This window comes from Maribacter sedimenticola (genome assembly GCF_900188415.1).
GTDB classification, from domain to species: Bacteria; Bacteroidota; Bacteroidia; order Flavobacteriales; family Flavobacteriaceae; genus Maribacter; species Maribacter sedimenticola.
Genome location: NZ_FZNV01000008.1, coordinates 89479 through 107079, shown reverse-complemented (window position 1 = coordinate 107079; position 17601 = coordinate 89479). Strand labels below are relative to the sequence as shown.

Annotated in this window: 19 protein-coding genes; 8 read left to right on the top strand and 11 right to left on the bottom strand. The window is 38.7% G+C overall.

Annotated features, from left to right (window positions below; all coding sequences use genetic code 11):
• Positions 1 to 27 precede the first annotated feature (27 nt).
• Genes hemL through CHB68_RS16530 form a run of 4 tightly spaced genes read right to left on the bottom strand, consistent with a single transcriptional unit; the run spans position 28 to position 3395 of the window.
• Positions 28 to 1308 carry a glutamate-1-semialdehyde 2,1-aminomutase gene (gene hemL, locus CHB68_RS16545; protein ID WP_089262702.1) on the bottom strand — a complete coding sequence of 427 codons (1281 nt, stop codon included), beginning with the start codon at positions 1306 to 1308 and terminating at the stop codon, positions 28 to 30.
• 5 nt (positions 1309 to 1313) lie between these two features.
• Complete coding sequence (locus CHB68_RS16540) at positions 1314 to 2153, bottom strand: glucosaminidase domain-containing protein (RefSeq protein ID WP_089262700.1); 840 nt, start codon at positions 2151 to 2153, stop codon at positions 1314 to 1316.
• Positions 2150 to 3055 (bottom strand): 1-aminocyclopropane-1-carboxylate deaminase/D-cysteine desulfhydrase, encoded by a 906-nt coding sequence (locus tag CHB68_RS16535; protein ID WP_089262698.1) that lies wholly within the window; start codon positions 3053 to 3055, stop codon positions 2150 to 2152. The genes CHB68_RS16540 and CHB68_RS16535 overlap by 4 nt, the downstream gene beginning before the upstream one ends.
• Positions 3056 to 3065: 10 nt before the next feature.
• Positions 3066 to 3395: a hypothetical protein gene (locus CHB68_RS16530; protein ID WP_089262696.1), complete on the bottom strand. Its 330-nt coding sequence runs from the start codon at positions 3393 to 3395 to the stop codon at positions 3066 to 3068.
• Positions 3396 to 3587: 192 nt separating this feature from the next.
• Here CHB68_RS16530 and CHB68_RS18625 point away from each other — a divergent pair, with 192 nt between their 5' ends.
• The gene (locus CHB68_RS18625; protein WP_179213220.1) at positions 3588 to 3746 is read left to right on the top strand and encodes a DUF5522 domain-containing protein; all 159 of its coding nucleotides are present in this window, start codon (positions 3588 to 3590) and stop codon (positions 3744 to 3746) included.
• A gap of 77 nt (positions 3747 to 3823) precedes the next feature.
• Positions 3824 to 4393 carry a DUF4136 domain-containing protein gene (locus CHB68_RS16525; protein WP_089262694.1) on the top strand — a complete coding sequence of 190 codons (570 nt, stop codon included), beginning with the start codon at positions 3824 to 3826 and terminating at the stop codon, positions 4391 to 4393.
• 67 nt (positions 4394 to 4460) lie between these two features.
• On the opposite strand, the gene CHB68_RS16520 is transcribed toward CHB68_RS16525, so the two are convergent.
• Positions 4461 to 4928 carry an Lrp/AsnC family transcriptional regulator gene (locus tag CHB68_RS16520; protein WP_089262738.1) on the bottom strand — a complete coding sequence of 156 codons (468 nt, stop codon included), beginning with the start codon at positions 4926 to 4928 and terminating at the stop codon, positions 4461 to 4463.
• A gap of 220 nt (positions 4929 to 5148) precedes the next feature.
• On the opposite strand from CHB68_RS16520, the gene CHB68_RS16515 reads away from it, so the two are divergent.
• Positions 5149 to 6915: an aromatic amino acid hydroxylase gene (locus CHB68_RS16515; RefSeq protein ID WP_089262691.1), complete on the top strand. Its 1767-nt coding sequence runs from the start codon at positions 5149 to 5151 to the stop codon at positions 6913 to 6915.
• Here the strand turns inward: CHB68_RS16515 and CHB68_RS16510 are convergent.
• From CHB68_RS16510 to alaS, 4 genes are all read right to left on the bottom strand, one after another.
• On the bottom strand, positions 6905 to 7519 hold the full coding sequence (locus CHB68_RS16510; RefSeq protein WP_089262689.1) for a DUF4230 domain-containing protein: 615 nt from the start codon (positions 7517 to 7519) through the stop codon (positions 6905 to 6907). The genes CHB68_RS16515 and CHB68_RS16510 overlap by 11 nt on opposite strands.
• Positions 7516 to 8475: a GSCFA domain-containing protein gene (locus CHB68_RS16505; protein ID WP_089262687.1), complete on the bottom strand. Its 960-nt coding sequence runs from the start codon at positions 8473 to 8475 to the stop codon at positions 7516 to 7518. The genes CHB68_RS16510 and CHB68_RS16505 overlap by 4 nt, the downstream gene beginning before the upstream one ends.
• On the bottom strand, positions 8472 to 9323 hold the full coding sequence (locus CHB68_RS16500) for a tetratricopeptide repeat protein (RefSeq protein WP_245838973.1): 852 nt from the start codon (positions 9321 to 9323) through the stop codon (positions 8472 to 8474). The genes CHB68_RS16505 and CHB68_RS16500 overlap by 4 nt, the downstream gene beginning before the upstream one ends.
• Before the next feature lie 95 nt (positions 9324 to 9418).
• Entirely contained in the window at positions 9419 to 12055 is a 2637-nt protein-coding gene (gene alaS, locus CHB68_RS16495; RefSeq protein WP_089262685.1) for an alanine--tRNA ligase, read from the bottom strand.
• A gap of 105 nt (positions 12056 to 12160) precedes the next feature.
• Here alaS and CHB68_RS16490 point away from each other — a divergent pair, with 105 nt between their 5' ends.
• From CHB68_RS16490 to CHB68_RS16470, 5 genes are read left to right on the top strand one after another with little or no spacing between them, the layout of a single operon-like run.
• The gene (locus CHB68_RS16490; protein ID WP_089262683.1) at positions 12161 to 13138 is read left to right on the top strand and encodes a M23 family metallopeptidase; all 978 of its coding nucleotides are present in this window, start codon (positions 12161 to 12163) and stop codon (positions 13136 to 13138) included.
• Positions 13138 to 13467, top strand: a complete 330-nt coding sequence (locus CHB68_RS16485) for a MerR family transcriptional regulator (protein WP_089262681.1) — start codon at positions 13138 to 13140, stop codon at positions 13465 to 13467. Before CHB68_RS16490 ends, CHB68_RS16485 begins: the two co-directional genes overlap by 1 nt.
• Before the next feature lie 25 nt (positions 13468 to 13492).
• On the top strand, positions 13493 to 14092 hold the full coding sequence (locus tag CHB68_RS16480) for a LemA family protein (RefSeq protein ID WP_089262679.1): 600 nt from the start codon (positions 13493 to 13495) through the stop codon (positions 14090 to 14092).
• Between the two features lie 7 nt (positions 14093 to 14099).
• Positions 14100 to 14537: a TPM domain-containing protein gene (locus CHB68_RS16475; RefSeq protein ID WP_089262677.1), complete on the top strand. Its 438-nt coding sequence runs from the start codon at positions 14100 to 14102 to the stop codon at positions 14535 to 14537.
• Positions 14518 to 15303 carry a TPM domain-containing protein gene (locus CHB68_RS16470; RefSeq protein WP_089262675.1) on the top strand — a complete coding sequence of 262 codons (786 nt, stop codon included), beginning with the start codon at positions 14518 to 14520 and terminating at the stop codon, positions 15301 to 15303. Before CHB68_RS16475 ends, CHB68_RS16470 begins: the two co-directional genes overlap by 20 nt.
• An 89-nt stretch (positions 15304 to 15392) precedes the next feature.
• Here the strand turns inward: CHB68_RS16470 and der are convergent, their stop codons facing one another.
• Together der and CHB68_RS16460 are read right to left on the bottom strand one after the other, a co-directional pair.
• Positions 15393 to 16697, bottom strand: coding sequence for a ribosome biogenesis GTPase Der (der, locus tag CHB68_RS16465; RefSeq protein ID WP_089262673.1), 1305 nt, complete (start codon positions 16695 to 16697; stop codon positions 15393 to 15395).
• A gap of 51 nt (positions 16698 to 16748) precedes the next feature.
• On the bottom strand, positions 16749 to 17483 hold the full coding sequence (locus CHB68_RS16460; protein ID WP_089262671.1) for an acetyltransferase: 735 nt from the start codon (positions 17481 to 17483) through the stop codon (positions 16749 to 16751).
• Between the last annotated feature and the right edge of the window lie 118 nt (positions 17484 to 17601).

The window sequence follows — 17601 nt, the reverse complement described above, 5'->3', positions numbered from 1 at the left end:
ATTATACCACATATTATAAGCTGATCTTTATAGGACAATTTCCTTTAAGGCATTAATGGTTTCATCCAAATCCGCATAACTTAGGGCATCATTTAAAAAATAACTTTCAAAGGCACTTGGCGGCAAATAAATACCCTTGTTCAACATACCATGGAAATATTTTTTGAACGTTTCATTGTTGCCTTTGGCAGATGATGAAAAATCTACCACGGGCTCATCAGTAAAGTGTACTGAAATCATACTGCCAAACCTATTAATCTGGTAGTCTACACCTTTATTCGTCAGTACTTCCGCAATACCCTTATGCAGGTATGCCGCTTTTTCTTCCAAACTTTTAAAAACCTTAGGATTATCATTAAGTGCAGTCAGCATTGCCAAACCAGCGCTCATTGCCAATGGGTTCCCACTTAATGTTCCTGCCTGATATACCGGCCCGTCTGGAGCTAAATAATCCATAATTTCCGCCTTGGCAGCAAAAGCCCCCACAGGTAAACCTCCGCCAATAACCTTACCATAGGTTACAATATCAGCCTTAATGTCCAAAACTTCCTGTGCGCCTCCCTTAGCAAGACGAAAACCGGTCATTACTTCATCAAATATTAATAAAATACCTTCTTGGGTACAGATATTCCTTAGACCTTGTATAAATTTTTCCGTAGGTACAATGCAACCCATATTACCCGCAATAGGTTCTATGATAATTGCGGCAATTTCATCTTTGTTTGCTGCTACCAAAGTCGCTACACTATCAAGGTCATTATACGTTGCCAACAAGGTATCCTTTGCTGTTCCCTGGGTAACTCCGGGACTATTAGGACTACCAAAAGTTACGGCACCACTACCGGCTTGGATCAAGAACGAATCTGAATGACCGTGATAACACCCTGCAAATTTGATGATCTTATCCTTTCCCGTGTAACCCCTTGCCAACCGTACCGCACTCATACAGGCTTCCGTACCGCTGTTCACAAACCTAATTTTATCAATATTCGGAACCATGGATATAGCCAATTGCGCCAATTGTGTCTCTATTTCCGTTGGCATTCCAAAAGAAGTACCTTTTTTTGCCTTATCGATTACCGCGTTAATGACCGGTTCATAGGCGTGACCCAAAATTAAAGGTCCCCAAGATGCTATATAATCAATTAACCTATTACCGTCCTCATCATACAAATAGGCCCCTTTGGCCTCTTTAACGAATATTGGGTCACCACCTACTGCCTTAAAGGCCCTCACCGGTGAATTAACCCCACCGGGTATATAGTTCTTGGCCTCTGCGAACAAGGCACTACTTCTTTGATAGATCATAAAACTTAATTGATATTATTGACTTTCACTTTTATACGCTGACCAATGGATAGATTAGAACTTTGCAAATTATTTAATTGCATTAGTTCACTTACCGTCATATAATATTTTTTTGACAATGAATACAAGGTATCCCCTTTTTCAACGGTATGCACCTTATCGTTCTGGGTAGCCACAATGGTCTGTTTGTCATATCCGGCCTTCTTTACCTGTATGTCATATTTGTGAAGCTGGTACTTTTCTATGAGGTAGATAAGTTTTTGCGGATATCTAGGGTCAGTGGCATACCCTGCTTTTCGTAGTCCTTTGGCCCATCCCTTATAATCCGTATGTCTTAAGTTGAATAAAAATGCATATCTGGAACGTGTAGTTAAAAATATACTATGATCTCTAAACGAATACATGGGATGATTATATTTTCTAAAACATTCTCCCTTTTCGTCGTCATCATGAAAATCATAGTCTCCCTCCCATCCTTTATGACATTTTATGCCAAAATGATTGTTGGTCTTCATGGCAAGCTCTCCTTTTCCGCTTCCACTTTCCAGTATACCTTGTGCCAATGTTATACTAGCCGGTATTCCATAACCCATCATTTCCAACTGAGCCGTTTCTGCAAAAGTTTCTATATACTCTCCTACGGACTCTATTCTAAATGGAATGAACTTAGATGGTTCACTGGGTAAATCTACATTACCTGGCCTGGTCTCTTTCTTGACCGTCGTGGATTTTTTACGTTCGCTAAGTACATTTTTGGTACGCAACTGATCGGAGTACGTTTTTTTTGATTTACAGGAAGCCAAACACGCTCCAATTATCAAAAACATTATAATTTTCTTCTTCATATATTCAACAAAGGTAAATTTTTCTTCTTCAGCACACTATTCATGCCAGTAATTCCTTGAAGGCCACCAGTATGTATGGCAAGTATCTTTGTACCCGCTGCAAAAGTATTGTGCTTGATCATATTGACCAACCCAAATAGCATTTTTCCCGTATAGACCGGATCTAAAGGAATACCGGTATGTTCCTTGAATTCATTTATAAAATCTACCAATTCCTTGGTCATTTTTGCATAGCCCCCAAAATGATAATCGGTCATAACATTCCAATTTTGCCCCTGAACCATACCCTGAATTTCTTTTTTTAAAAAATCTCCTTTTAAAGCAGAAAACCCTAATACCTGTTGATGGTCTCCAGCAGATTTTATAATGCCTGCAACGGTACCCCCCGTACCAACACTACAGCAGATTACATCAAAACCCATATCTTCTTGGGTCAGAATTTCGGCACATCCTTTTACGGCCAGATAATTGGTGCCACCCTCGGGTACCAAATAGAACCCCTTATATTCTTGGGATAGTTGTGATAAAAATTCCAAATCATCCTTTAAACGATAGGCTTGCCTGCTTACAAACTTAAATTCCATGCCGTGCTCATGGGCCAGACGTAAGGTATTGTTGCCTTGCCAGGAATTTTGTAATTCCTCCCCACGTATAACACCTATTGATTTAAAACCTTTCTCGTTAGCCGCATAGGCCGTGGCTGCTATATGGTTGGAATAAGCCCCTCCAAAAGTCAACAACGTACTCTTGTTTTGTTTACCTGCCTCCAACAGGTTGTACTTTAACTTTCTATACTTGTTTCCAGAAATGTACGGGTGCAACAAATCTTCCCGTTTTAAAACAAGGGTTACCTGTTTTTTGTCAAGCAGTGGTAAATGTACAAGTTGGTTGATACTTTGCAATGGCCGTATTTTAACGACAAAGATATTTAATAAAGCTAAAGGTTTTTCTTCTGGACAAATAGGTCAAATCTTGTTCGTGAGCATAAGCCTCGCGCTCAAAACTTATATTTTGATAGGCTTTATAGGAATCCATATAACATATCGTTCGTATCAACCATTCCGTGATATACCATATATAGAAGGGTAGAATAAATAATTCCCGTTGTTGCTTTAGATGTATTTTTTCATGATTGATCAAAACAATATCTTCTTTTAGACTTCCATTCTTAAGAAATATAAAAGGCCATAAGGACAAGCCTACATAATTCTTATAGAAGAAATGTTTAAAAACCAATATCATACTTATCTTTTGGTTGTTGTTATACAAAGATAAGGCCAAAATAATTTGTAAGAAAACTACTAGGATTTAGTGCAAACAAAACCGTTTAAACACCAAAAACATAAAAACCTACCTGTATTATCAATACGTTAAAGCAGATGTCAAATTCTTTTTAATGAAGTACCTTTATTCCATTGAGATGAAATAGTATAGATGAAAAAAATTATACCTATTGAAGAAGGTGATTTTTATTGGGCCGAGGGCGGATTTAGGGTATTTACCGAGCAATATCATTTAAAACGTGGTTATTGTTGTGAAAGCGGCTGCAAACATTGCCCCTATGGTTATGATGCAAAAACCAATAGCCAATAAAATATTAACATAGCTCGGCATGATATTTGTGATTAGTTAAAACAGTGAAAATAAGTACTTAAAAAACATATAACGTTATGAAAAACATCAAATTACTCGGTTTACCTCTGCTCCTTTTGGTTTTTATTACTTCCTGTTCATCAGTTAGCGTTCTTTCTGATTATGACCAAAAAGCAGATTTTAATGGTTATAAAACCTATGCTTTCTACAAAACAGGAATTGATCAGGCCCAAATTTCAGATTTGGATAAAAAACGTATCCTCCGTGCTATTGAAACAGAAATGAGTTCTAGGGGTTTCGTAAAATCCGAAAACCCAGATTTGTTGGTAAGTATCTTTACCAAAGAGCAGGAAAGGGTTGATGTTTACAATAACAACTATGGCTGGGGCGGAGCTTGGGGCTGGGGTTATAACCCTTGGGCCTGGGGACCTGGCTTTGGATGGGGTGGTTCTAATGTAAGTACAAGAACACAAGGTTCTCTTTACATAGATCTAATCGATAATAATACCAATGAACTGGTATGGCAAGGAAAAGGTGTGGGCACACTATCAAATACAGGAAATATTGCCAAAAAAGAAGAACGGATCAAAGAATTTGTTTCTCAAATTTTAGAGCAGTATCCTCCAAATGCCGTAGCCATGAAATAAATTGACAGAAAAGAATAACAAGGGTTTGTTGATATATATCTCAAGCCCTTTTTTTATTTAAATATTATTACAACAACGGAAAATCCGTACTATTTTTCACCTCATTAAGTACAAATGCACTCTTTACCCCCCCTATACTAGGTAATGAAGCAATCTTAAACTTGGCAAAATCATAATAGGCATCTAAGTTTTCAACCACAACCTTAAGTAGAAAATCAAACTCTCCCCCCACTACAAAACATTCTACCACTTCCGGATATTTCTTTACCTGTTCAAAAAAATCATCCATCATTGCTCCTTTTTGCGCCTCTAAGGAAACAAAGCTAAATACAGTGATGCTTTTTGCTATTTTATCCTTGTTTAAAATAGCTACATAATTCTTTATAAAACCTTCCTGTTCTAACCGCTTTATACGCTCATATACCGGTGTTTTTGTCAATCCTAATTGTTCTGCGATAGATTTGGCGACCGTTTTGGCATCCTTTTGCAATATGCCTAAAATAGCCCTGTCGATGGCATCTAATTTTTCGTTCATAAAAATTCCTGTTTTCAGCAAGTCAAATATACCTAAAAAGATATTATTCCTTACTTTATACATATTTTAGGTAATTTTTCCCATTAATATTATAAATACCGTCCAATAAGACTTAAATATGTATATTTAATAGACCTTGAACAGCAACATGGCTCCAAATAGATTGGAGCTTCAGCAAAAGGTTGGCAAGATGATGAAGTTGAACATTTAAATCTTAACAATGAACAATACCACAGGTTATGAAAGCAATACTATTTTAGATAAGCTTCCGCAACATTTATTACAGTATATAAAACCTCAAAATTATGAGGAATACACCCCAGTAAATCAAGCAGTATGGCGGTATGTAATGCGCAAAAATGTGGCGTACCTAAGCAAGGTTGCCCATGAATCTTATGTAGAGGGATTAAAAAAAACCGGTATTTCCATAGATAACATACCCAACATGTACGGCATGAACCGAATTTTAAAGGATTTAGGCTGGGCGGCAGTGGCGGTAGACGGTTTTATTCCACCAGCAGCTTTTATGGAATTCCAAGCCTACAATGTTTTGGTGATCGCTTCGGATATTCGTCAATTGGAAAACATTGCCTATACTCCGGCCCCGGACATTATCCACGAAGGTGCCGGTCATGCCCCCATTATTGCTAATCCTGAATATGCCGCTTATTTGAGAAGGTTTGGCGAAATAGGTTCCAAGGCGATATCCAGCGCAAAGGATTTTGAACTATACGAGGCCGTGCGCCACCTTTCCATTATAAAGGAAGCCAATGGCACCCCAATCTCAGAAATAGAAAGTGCCGAAAAACATATAGCGCATTTACAAGACAATATGGGTGAACCAAGTGAAATGGCACTGATTAGAAACCTGCATTGGTGGACTGTGGAATACGGACTCATTGGTACTTTGGAACAACCTAAAATCTATGGAGCCGGCTTACTGTCGTCTATTGGTGAAAGCGAATGGTGTATGACGGACCAAGTAAAAAAGCTGCCCTATTCCATTGAAGCGGCAAGAACTTCATTTGATATTACCAAACCGCAACCACAGCTATTTGTAACCCCAGATTTTGCTTTTTTAAGTCAGGTACTGGAAGACTTTGCCAATACCATGGCATTACGGACAGGCGGTCTATCCGGATTACAGAAACTGATCAACTCCAAGGAATTAGGTACTATTGAACTAAGTACAGGCCTTCAAGTTTCTGGTAATTTTGAATCCTTGATCGCTCATGATGGCAAACCTATTTACTTCCAGACCAAAGGCAAATCTGCTTTGGCCTACAGGGAAAAAGAATTGGTAGGGCAAGACGTAAATCAACATGAAACGGGATTTGGTTCTCCAATAGGCAGATTAAAGGGAATCAATATACCTATTGAGGAAATGAGTCCAAGGGACTTAAAAGCCTACAAAATTTACGAAGGGGAAATTGTCTCCTTGGATTTTACGGGAGGCATAAATGTTACCGGAAAAATTATTACGGGTACCAGGAACCTGCAAGGCAGAATCATCTTAATTACATTTGAAAATTGTAAGGTTACGTATAAGGATAAGGTACTTTTTCAATCTAACCAAGAATTGTATAATATGGCCATAGGAGAAGAGATTGTCTCTGCCTTTCATGGTCCGGCAGATTTAAAAAGCTTTGACCTTCTAGACCACACACTCAGCAAAACAAAACAAACCGATTTGAACAGCTCCCTAAGCGAACTTGAACTATATTACCAGACCATAAGGGATTTTAGAAACGGAAAGAACACTATTGTTTCAAGAAACAAAGTCTTTCAAGAGGTTCAGGAAAAATTTCCGACAGATTGGCTCCTACCCATAGAAATTTATGAATTGTCCATAAAAAGCGGGGATAAACAATTGGCACAGAAAATTAAGGTCCATCTGGAACATTTAAAGTTAGAGCAACCCAAATTAGGACAACTTATTGACGATGGCTTGGCATTAGCAAGCAATACCATGGTAGCTACGGTTTAAACTCCTTAACTTCCTCCATGGTTTCAATGGTGTTTTCCCTATATGCTAAACGCCACCCCATGGAATTGGTTAGAATATAAAACTTTTGGAGTTCACTGATCAGCCTATTTTCGGCATTGCTTCTCAATGAAGACGCCTCTATCTTTTTCATTAAAGAGGCACTTACGGTTTTCTTTATTTTATTATAATCCGCAGCATCAAACTGATTTAGGTAATCTGCAGTTACATCATAATATTCAAAATCTGGATTCAACTTAATTTCGGCATCGGGTATGCTATTGATCCGTACTGTTTTGGCGGTTTCATCCACCTCAAAATCTATCAAACTTAAATCATAAGCTACGGTCACATCTGCATTGACCACTACCAAAGCTTTTTTCTCAGCCCTTAACAACGGCCCAAAAAGCTCTTTAGAATCTTTGTAATTGTACACTTCCGCAAAATGCCCTTCTGTAACGATCAGTTTGGAAACATTGGATATCTCCTGCTGAATAAGCATTGAATTCTCCTCTAGAATTGATTTGTCTTCCTTACCCTCATTACATGAACGAATAACAAAAACCAAGGTCAATGCAACCAAAACGCCGGCTATAAATCTTTTCATGTCTTTGTGCTATTAAAATCCATAAACGGATACTTCTGTATTATATACGCTATTTTACCCCGTAACGATGTTAAAAATTTTTGATGCGCCTCCCCTTCCGGATGAAAGGGTTTATGCCCTAAGCCCCGTTGTATGTCATCTACCTTTTTCATGTCTCCTAAAATACCGTCAGCTATCCAGCTTTCTTGAAAACGTTCCCAGATATAATCAATGGCAATATCGTTGGGATGAATCATATCCTTAGTATAAAACCGATAATCCCGTAATTCATCCATCATAATCTCATAACTTGGAAAATAAGAGATTTTATCTTTTTGCAATAACTGATGAACGGCACTTATTAAGTGTGATTTACTTTGTTGGTTTTCCACAACCCCATCCTTTAAATGACGTACTGGAGACACCGTAAAAATTACCTGAACGCTTGGTTGTACATCATGCACCATTTGTACAATACGACCTAGACTTTCTTGCAGTTCCTCAACTTTAAGCAATTCTTTTTGAAACTTGGTTTGCGGAACTTTATGGCAATTTGCCACCACCCTTTCACTATCCTTATGACGATAGACCCAAGCCGTACCTAGGGTAATACAAATATGGGTAGCGCTGCGCATGTAATTACGTAATTGTGACAATCCCGCATTTAAACGGTACAACAGTTGCTCCTTAGACCCTGAACTTAATGACGAATGTGCATCATAGCAATGCCAATTGCCATTTTGGAAGAACACATCTTGCTCTTCATATTTGTTGTCCAATAGAGCCCTTGCCATCAAATTTTCTATGGCAATAGCATGAAAAAGAATACCAAATGGATTTTGTAGGGTCCGAAACTTAAAATAACTGCATTTACCACCTATGTTTTCAGCAAAACATGAGCCCAATAAAAGCATACGACTGGTGTAGTCTATTGTATTCCGTTGCTTGCTTAAAGGTATTTTGGTGAAAAAATTCATTTTGGGCGAACACTTTCATTCAACTTATGAAATACCTGATAGGGGTAAATTTCATAGATTACATTATCCTCGTTAATGGTATTGTTGGCATTTTCAAATGCTTTACGCTCCCATTCCACACCTTTTGGATCTCCTAATTTGGTTAAACTTCTACCTTTAAAATAAAGTGCATCCGCAAAATTACCATAACCTTTTAAAGCCATATCAAAAGATGAAATAGCTTCTTGGTAACTGCCCAGTTCAAAATTGGCAATACCAAGATAGTACCAATCCAAATAATGACAGGCTTCATGAGGAGCATCTTTTGAAAAGTCGGCGTATTGTTGCTCCTTGCTCAATTCCAAAAATTCCTTTGCCTTGTTAAATTCATTAAGCTGCAGATAGCTTAATCCTATGTAAAAATTATAGGTGTGGTCCATAACATAGCCATCACCAAACTCATTTTTAAATCTAACGAAATCTGTAATGGATTCTAAATATTCCTTGGAAAATATACATTTCATGAACCCACTATAGTCCAGCCATCGTTTTGCATCATATTCCACTGCTTTTTCCAAAAATGGTTTCCCCAATGAATATTTTCTGGATTTATATAGCGGCATGGCCTTTTGCTGCCATAACCAAGCATTATCCGGTTGTATACGCAAGGCGCTATCCAAAAAGACCTGATGCTCCTTGGAATGCAAAGGAGCTTTGAATGCCAGTTCCACAAACTTCCTTATCCGCATGGAATCTTTCCTTGTCAACGCCACCTTATTGTCCTCACCAGATAACTTACGAACCTGATCCGACTTTTTTTCATTGGTACAAGCCGTGATCAAAATAAAAGCGAACAAGAATTTTTTCATAATTTATGTATTATCAATTGTTAAAAATTCGTACTCGCCCAAATACCCAATTCAATAAGGGAATTGGCCCAACCAAAATTTAAATAGTAGTTCTTTTAGGCAATATAGTCCTTTGCCTTTAAAAGGGCATTGTCTATACCTTCTGGATTTTTACCACCTGCTGTAGCAAAGAACGGCTGACCACCACCTCCTCCTTGAATAAACTTGCCAAGTTCACGAACTATAGTGCCTGCATTCAAATTTTTGGCAGCAACCAATTCCTTGGATATATAGCAGGACAATAAGGCTTTTCCGTTCTGCTCGGTACCGAACAATAAAAATAAATTGTCTTTCTGATTACCCATTTCAAAACTAAGGTCCTTTATTCCGGCAGCATCCAAATCTACTTTCGTGGCCAAGAACTGAATTCCGTTGATCTCATTTAATTGGGACAATAATGTACCTTTCAAATTCTTCGCTTTATCCTTTAACAATTCCGCTACCTGCTTTTTTAGCACGCTGTTTTCCTCTTGCAAACTGGAAACCGATTTTACCGGGTCTTGTGTGTTCCCCAAGATACCCTTTATCTGAGACAATAATTTATCATTGTCCAAATGAAAATCCTTAACGGCATCTCCGGTTATGGCCTCAATTCTTCTTATCCCAGCTGCTACTGCCCCTTCTGACCTGATTTTAAACTGCCAAATATCCGCAGTGTTCCTTACATGGGTTCCCCCACACAATTCTATGGATTGTCCAAACCTAATGGTCCTTACCGCATCGCCATATTTTTCCCCAAATAGGGCAATGGCACCATTTTCAATTGCTGTTTTCATTGGCACATTACGTTCTTCCTGCAGTTGTAATTGACCATCTATACGGGCGTTCACAAAATTTTCCACATCCTGTAATTCCTGCTGGGTCAATTTTGCAAAGTGTGAAAAATCGAACCGCAAGTATTTGGAATGAACAGATGACCCCTTTTGCTCCACATGACTGCCCAACACCTCTCGCAAGGCCTGATGTAACAAATGTGTGGCCGTATGGTTGGCCTCAGTTCTATTACGTTGTTTTTTATCGACCACGGCCTTAAAAGTCTCCCCTAAATGTTTAGGCAAGTTCTTTGCAAAATGGATGATCTCGTTATTTTCTTTTTTGGTATCGGTAATATAGATTACATCACCATGGGCATCTTCCAAATACCCTTTATCGCCAACTTGCCCACCACCTTCTGCATAAAATGGCGTAAGATTGAACACCAATTGATATTGGGTACCCTCTTTCTTTGAAACGATTTTACGGTATTTTGTAATCTTCACCTCAACATCGAGCATATCATACCCTACAAATTCCTGCTCGTTATCCTCTTGCAGTACTTCCCAATCTTGTTTTGACACTGCCGATGCCGATTTGGAACGATTTTTTTGCTGCTGCATGGCCTCATTGAATCCGGCCTCATCCAATTGATAACCTTTTTCACTTAAGATCAACGCCGTAAGGTCTATTGGAAAACCAAACGTATCATACAATTCAAACGCCTTGCCCCCATCTATAGTTTTATCCTTTGCATTTTTGATGATGGTATCTAACAACAATAATCCTTGATCCAAGGTTTTCAAGAAAGAATTTTCCTCTTCCCTGATTACGTTTTCAATTAATTGTTTCTGCTCCTTTAATTCTGGATAGGCATCTCCCAACGAATTGGTCAAGACATTTACCAAACGGAACATAAACGGCTCTTTGGTATTCAAAAACGTAAAACCATAACGTACCGCCCTTCTCAATATCCTACGTATTACATAACCAGCACCTGTATTACTGGGCAATTGACCATCTGCTATAGAAAATGCTACGGCGCGTATGTGGTCACTAATAACACGAATGGCAATATCCACTTCTTCCTTTTTACCATAATCGGTATTGGTGATGGTCTCTATTTCACGGATCAACGGTGTAAAAATATCGGTATCATAATTAGACTGAACACCTTGCAGCACCATGCACAAACGCTCAAAACCCATTCCGGTATCTACATGTTTTGCCGGTAAACTCTCCAAAGAACCGTCTGCTTTACGATTATACTGCATAAATACCAAGTTCCAAATCTCAACGACCTGCGGATGGTCTTGGTTGACCAAGCTAGCTCCAGGTACTTTGGCCTTTTCTTCCTTTGAACGAATATCTACATGAATTTCAGAACATGGACCACATGGACCTTGGTCGCCCATTTCCCAGAAATTATCCTTTTTGTTTCCCTTGATTATTCTATCTGCAGGTACAATTTTTCTCCATAGGTCATAAGCCTCATTGTCCATGGACAACTTATCCGCATCAGTACTACCCTCAAATACGGAAACATAAAGACTGTCCTTATCAATTTTATACACCTTGGTCAACAATTCCCAAGCCCAATTAATGGCCTCTTCCTTAAAATACCCTCCTGACCCGCCGGCAGGATCGCCAAAACTCCAATTCCCCAGCATTTCAAACATGGTGTGGTGGTACGTATCCTTACCTACCTCTTCCAAATCATTATGTTTACCACTTACCCTTAAACACTTTTGTGTATCTACCACTCTGGGACTTTTACTCTGGCTTATTCCCAGAAAATATTCCTTAAACTGGTTCATGCCCGCATTGGTAAACAAAAGGGTGGGGTCATCCTTAATGACCATTGGTGCAGAAGGCACGATCTTATGTGCCTTTTCCTTAAAAAAATTCAGAAATTGAGTTCTTGTATCCTTGGAATTCATCTAAAATGCTAAGCTTTTACAAATTTTAACCGTTTATATAAAACAATTTTTATATTTGTTTGTTCCGTTAAAAATTAAATCACAAAAATAGGATAAATAACATTCATGTCTAAGGTAAAATACTATTACGACCCAGACACCCTGTCGTACCGTAAAATAGAGCCCGAAAAATCTAGACGTTATAGAAATATAACCTTCTTTATTTTGGGATCTTGCCTTTTTGGACTTCTTGGACTTATCTTACTTTTAAATACAGACCTTGTCAATACCCCAAGGGAACTTTCACTTTCCCGTGAGGTAAAGAACTACGAACTTCAATATGAACTATTGAACAAGAAGATGGAACAGATAGAGGAGGTCTTGGGCAATATTGAAGAACGCGACAATAACATCTACCGTTTATATTTTGAGGCCAACCCTATTCCTGACGAACAACGTAGGGCAGGTTTTGGAGGTATAAACAGATATAAATCCTTGGAAGGTTTCAACAATAGCGAAATGATCATTGCCACCACGAAAAGGCTTGATATCATTAAAAAACAAATGACGATCCAGTCCAAGTCATTGGATGAAATCACCAAATTGGCGGAGGAAAAGGAAAAATTGCTAATGTCAATACCCGCCATACAACCTATTAACAATGAAGACCTTACGCGCATGGCGTCTGGTTACGGCTGGCGTTCCGATCCTTTTACCAAGGCCAGAAAAATGCATTACGGCATGGATTTTACCGCCCCTAAGGGTACACCGGTATACGCTTCTGGAGATGGCAAGGTCACCCGGGCCGACAATAATTCATCTGGTTATGGCAAACACATTAGAATTGAACACGGTTACGGCTATTTAAGTCTCTATGCCCATTTAAGTCAATACAATGTAAAAAAGGGCCAAAAGGTAAAACGTGGGGATTTAATTGGTTTTGTAGGAAGTACCGGGCGTTCAGAGGCCCCACACTTACATTATGAAGTCTGGAAAGAGAATGACCGTATAAACCCGATCAATTTCTACTATGGTAGTTTATCTGCCGAAGAATTTGAAAACATGTTGAAATTCGCTAATCAGGAAAACCAATCACTGGATTAATGCAGATAGAACTCCCAGAAAAAAGATATTACGGAATTGGCGAAGTGGCCAAGGCCTTTAAGGTCAATGCCTCATTAATTCGTTTTTGGGAAAAGGAATTTGACGTTTTACAGCCTAAAAAAAATGCCAAGGGCAATAGAAAATTTACACCCCAAGACATAAAGAACCTTCAACTGATCTACCATTTGGTCAAAGAACGGGGCTTTACCTTGGAGGGGGCCAAAATACATTTAAAGGAAGAAAAGCAAAAAACGCTTTCCAATTTTGATATCATTCAAAAGCTGGAACGGGTTAAAGCAGAACTGAACAAAATAAAGGACCAATTATAACACTACACTATATAACACTACCATTATGAAAAAAGGAATTATTGCATTAATCGTAATTGTCGTCATTGCATTTGGGCTATACCAATGGGGCGTAGGATTCAACAACACAGCCGTAGCTTTAAAGGAAACTTCCACTAAAAGTTGGGCCAATGTCGAAAGTCAATATCAACGTAGAAATGACTTAATAGGCAATTTGGTGAAAACCGTACAAGGTGCTGCAGATTTTGAAAGAGGTACATTGACCGATGTCATCGAAGCAAGAGCAAAAGCAACTTCCGTTAGCATTGATCCTGCCAATATAACTCCAGAGCAATTAGCGCAGTTCAACCAGGCACAAAGTGGTCTTAGCAGTGCTTTGAGCAGATTATTGGTGACCGTAGAACGTTACCCTGATTTAAAAGCTAACCAAAATTTCCTTGAACTTCAATCACAATTAGAAGGCACTGAAAATAGAATAAACGTGGCCAGGGACAGATTCAACGCATCCGTTGAGCCTTACAACCTGCACATTAAAAAATTCCCAAATTCAATATTGGCAGGTTTTCTGAATTTTGATGAGCTAGCATACTACAAAGCGGATGTAGGTTCTGAAAACGCACCTGACGTGAATTTTGAATTTGATTGATCCCTATATGTCCAGAGTAGAAGATTTTTTGACACAAACCGAAGAACAAGAAATTGTGGAGGCTATTATAGAGGCCGAAAACAATACCTCTGGCGAAATACGGGTGCATATAGAGGCACATACCACAAAAGATCATTATGAACGGGCCAAGGAGGTATTCCATATCTTAAAAATGGATAACACCAAACAGGAGAACGGTGTTTTGCTCTATGTGGCGGTCAATGATAGAAAATTTGTTATCTGCGGCGATAAGGGCATAGATAAGGTAGTTCCTGCGGATTTTTGGCAAACTACAAAAGATACCATTCAAAAACATTTTATCAAAGGTGCTTACAAAGAAGGTATTATAGCAGGAATCCTTAAGGCAGGTTTGGAATTAAAAGCGCATTTTCCGTGGCAAACGGACGACACCAATGAATTGAGCAATGAGATATCTAAAGGCTAGTCTTTTAATTCTTTTTTTTTGGTGCAACCCCATTTGGAGTCAATTTGAAATTCCTGAAAAGCCAGCGCTAGAAACCAGCGTATATGATTATCTAGACCTATTAAATAGTCAACAAAAAGTTGCATTGAGCCAGAAACTGGTGCGCTATTCCGACAGTACCTCTACCCAAATTGTAGTTGCCATTATTGGTAGTACCATGGGCGAAAACATCAACTACCTGGGTGCAAATTGGGGACAAGCCTGGGGCATTGGACAAAAGGGCAAGGATAACGGTATACTGATCTTATTGGCCAAGGATGATAGAAAGATAGCCATTAATACCGGCTATGGTGTTGAAGGTTCGTTGACCGATGCCTTATCTAAACGTATTATAGAAAACATTATTCTTCCTGAATTCAGGACCGGAAACTATTATGCAGGCCTGGATAAAGGAACAGATGTCATTTTTCAAGTATTGAACGGTGAGTTTAAGGAAGAACGTTCCTTTGATACCGGTAGTGGTACTCCGTTCTCCTCTTATCTGCCGTTTATAATATTTATCCTGATCTTATTTTTATTGTGGAGCAGAAAAGATGATGATAACAATAACGGTAGAGGTAGAAGAAAAGGTCTTAGCCCGTGGGATATGATCATTCTTAGCAATATGGGACGCTCCAACGGATCAGGAGGTTTTGGCGGTGGCGGCGGAAGTTTTGGCGGCGGAGGATTTGGAGGAGGTTTCGGCGGCGGTGGCTTTGGCGGCGGCGGCGCTTCTGGTGGTTGGTAGTTACGATTGTTGGCAAATACCAATAAAAATGATCAAACGATTTTACCTAATAAAATCATTTGACCATTAATAAAACAGATAGTATTACACTATTTCTTCCTCATAAATACTGTAATGGGTACACCGGAGAAATCAAATTCCTCTCGGATTTTATTTTCCAAATAACGTTTATAGGGTTCACGCACATATTGCGGGAGGTTACAGAAAAATGCAAATTGTGGGTAAGGCGTAGGCAGCTGTGTACAGAATTTGATCTTTACAAATTTTCCTTTATACGCCGGTGGAGGATAATTTTCAATGATAGGCAACATGACCTCATTGAATTTACGCGTAATGATTTTTCTGTTCCTATTATTATAGACTTCTACGGCAGTTTCAATAGCCTTGAAAATACGTTGTTTGGTCAATACCGAAACAAATAGAATTGGCACATCTGTAAACGGCTCAATTGCTTTTTTAATTCTTTGTGTATAATGTTTTATGGTATTGGTCTCCTTATCCTCTACCAAATCCCATTTATTTACCAGAATTACAATTCCTTTATGGTTACGTTGTGCAAGCCAAAAAATATTCTCTACCTGACCATCAAAACCTCTGGTGGCATCTAGCATGAGTATACATACATCACAATGCTCAATTGCCCTTACGGAACGCATAACCGAATAAAATTCCAAGTCCTCCTTTACCTTCGACTTTCGGCGTATACCGGCCGTATCCACCAAATTGAACTCAAATCCATATCGGTTGTACTTGGTATCTATACTATCCCTGGTAGTACCGGCAATATCTGTCACTATGTATCTTTCCTCCCCGATCAATGCATTTATGAACGAAGATTTTCCCGCATTGGGCCTACCTACAACAGCAAATCGTGGTAACTCGCTCTTTTCCTCGACCACATCTGGCAATTCCTCTACAAGCGCATCCAATAAATCTCCCGTACCACCACCGTTTATACTGGAAAGTGTATAATATTCACCCAATCCTAATGAGTAAAATTCTACGGCATCTTCTGCCCTTTTAGCATTATCCACCTTGTTCACCGCCAAAAAAACAGGCTTTTTGACCCTACGTAACAGTTTGGCCACATCCTCATCCATACCCGTTACCCCTGTTTCTACATCAACCATGAAAATTATGGCATCTGCCTCTTCAATGGCAAGCTCAACCTGTCTATCAATTTCCTTTTCGAACACATCATCACTACCAACAACATAACCACCCGTATCTATAACAGAAAACTCCTTTCCGTTCCAATCACTCTTACCATAGTGACGATCACGGGTAACGCCACTGACGGCATCTACAATAGCCTCGCGTCTTTGAATTAATCTGTTAAAAAACGTTGATTTACCTACATTGGGTCTCCCCACAATGGCAACAATTGCACTCATAGCTTAAATTTGGCGCAAAGGTAACACTTAATATGGCACAAACACTAAAACCTAACTAGAGAGGTTTAGCTCTATTTTATCTTTATACTCTAATGTTGTAGCATCTAGCTTTGTCTTAGAAGATCCCAAATATGATTCACCCTTAGATCTTTTGCGAATTATCCTTGCCGGAGAGCCATAAGCAACTACGTAATCGCCAAAATTATCAACAACTAATGCTCCTGCACCTATTACAGTATGAGAACCTATTTTAATTCCATTAATGATATTTACACCTAAACTTACGGCAGAAAACTGTCCTAAGCTTAAGTTACCACCACTACATACCGATGGAGCAAGGCTTGAGTAACTATCCATTACGCCATCATGACCTAAAGAAGAATTTGTATTAATAATACAAAAATCATGAATTACGGCATTTGCGTTTACAATAGCGCCAGGCATAATTACGCTACCACAGCCCATTAAAACATCCTTTCCGATCACAGCCTTTGGGTGAACGGTATTCACAAAATTAAAATTAGGAATTATTTTAATGATACGATCAACAATGAGCTTTCTAGTCCAGTTATCACCTATAGCCACTAGACCTCCATAAATATTAAATCTATTCATTAGAAAAGGAAGATCAAATTCACTACCTAATACTTGATATCCATTAATTGTAGTCCCTTTCTTTTTATAAGAATCGACAAATCCAACAACGTTATATCTACCTTCTTTTTCTAAACAATCCAACACAACACTTCCATGTCCAGAAGCTCCAAAAATAATAACATTGTGCATTTCATCGGGTTTTTATGCATTTCATCGAAAAGACAAAGATAGTATTTTCATTCTTATCTTTAACAAGGAATTTGATTTTCAGACATTAATTCTATTTTTTAAGTCAATAAAAAAAGAG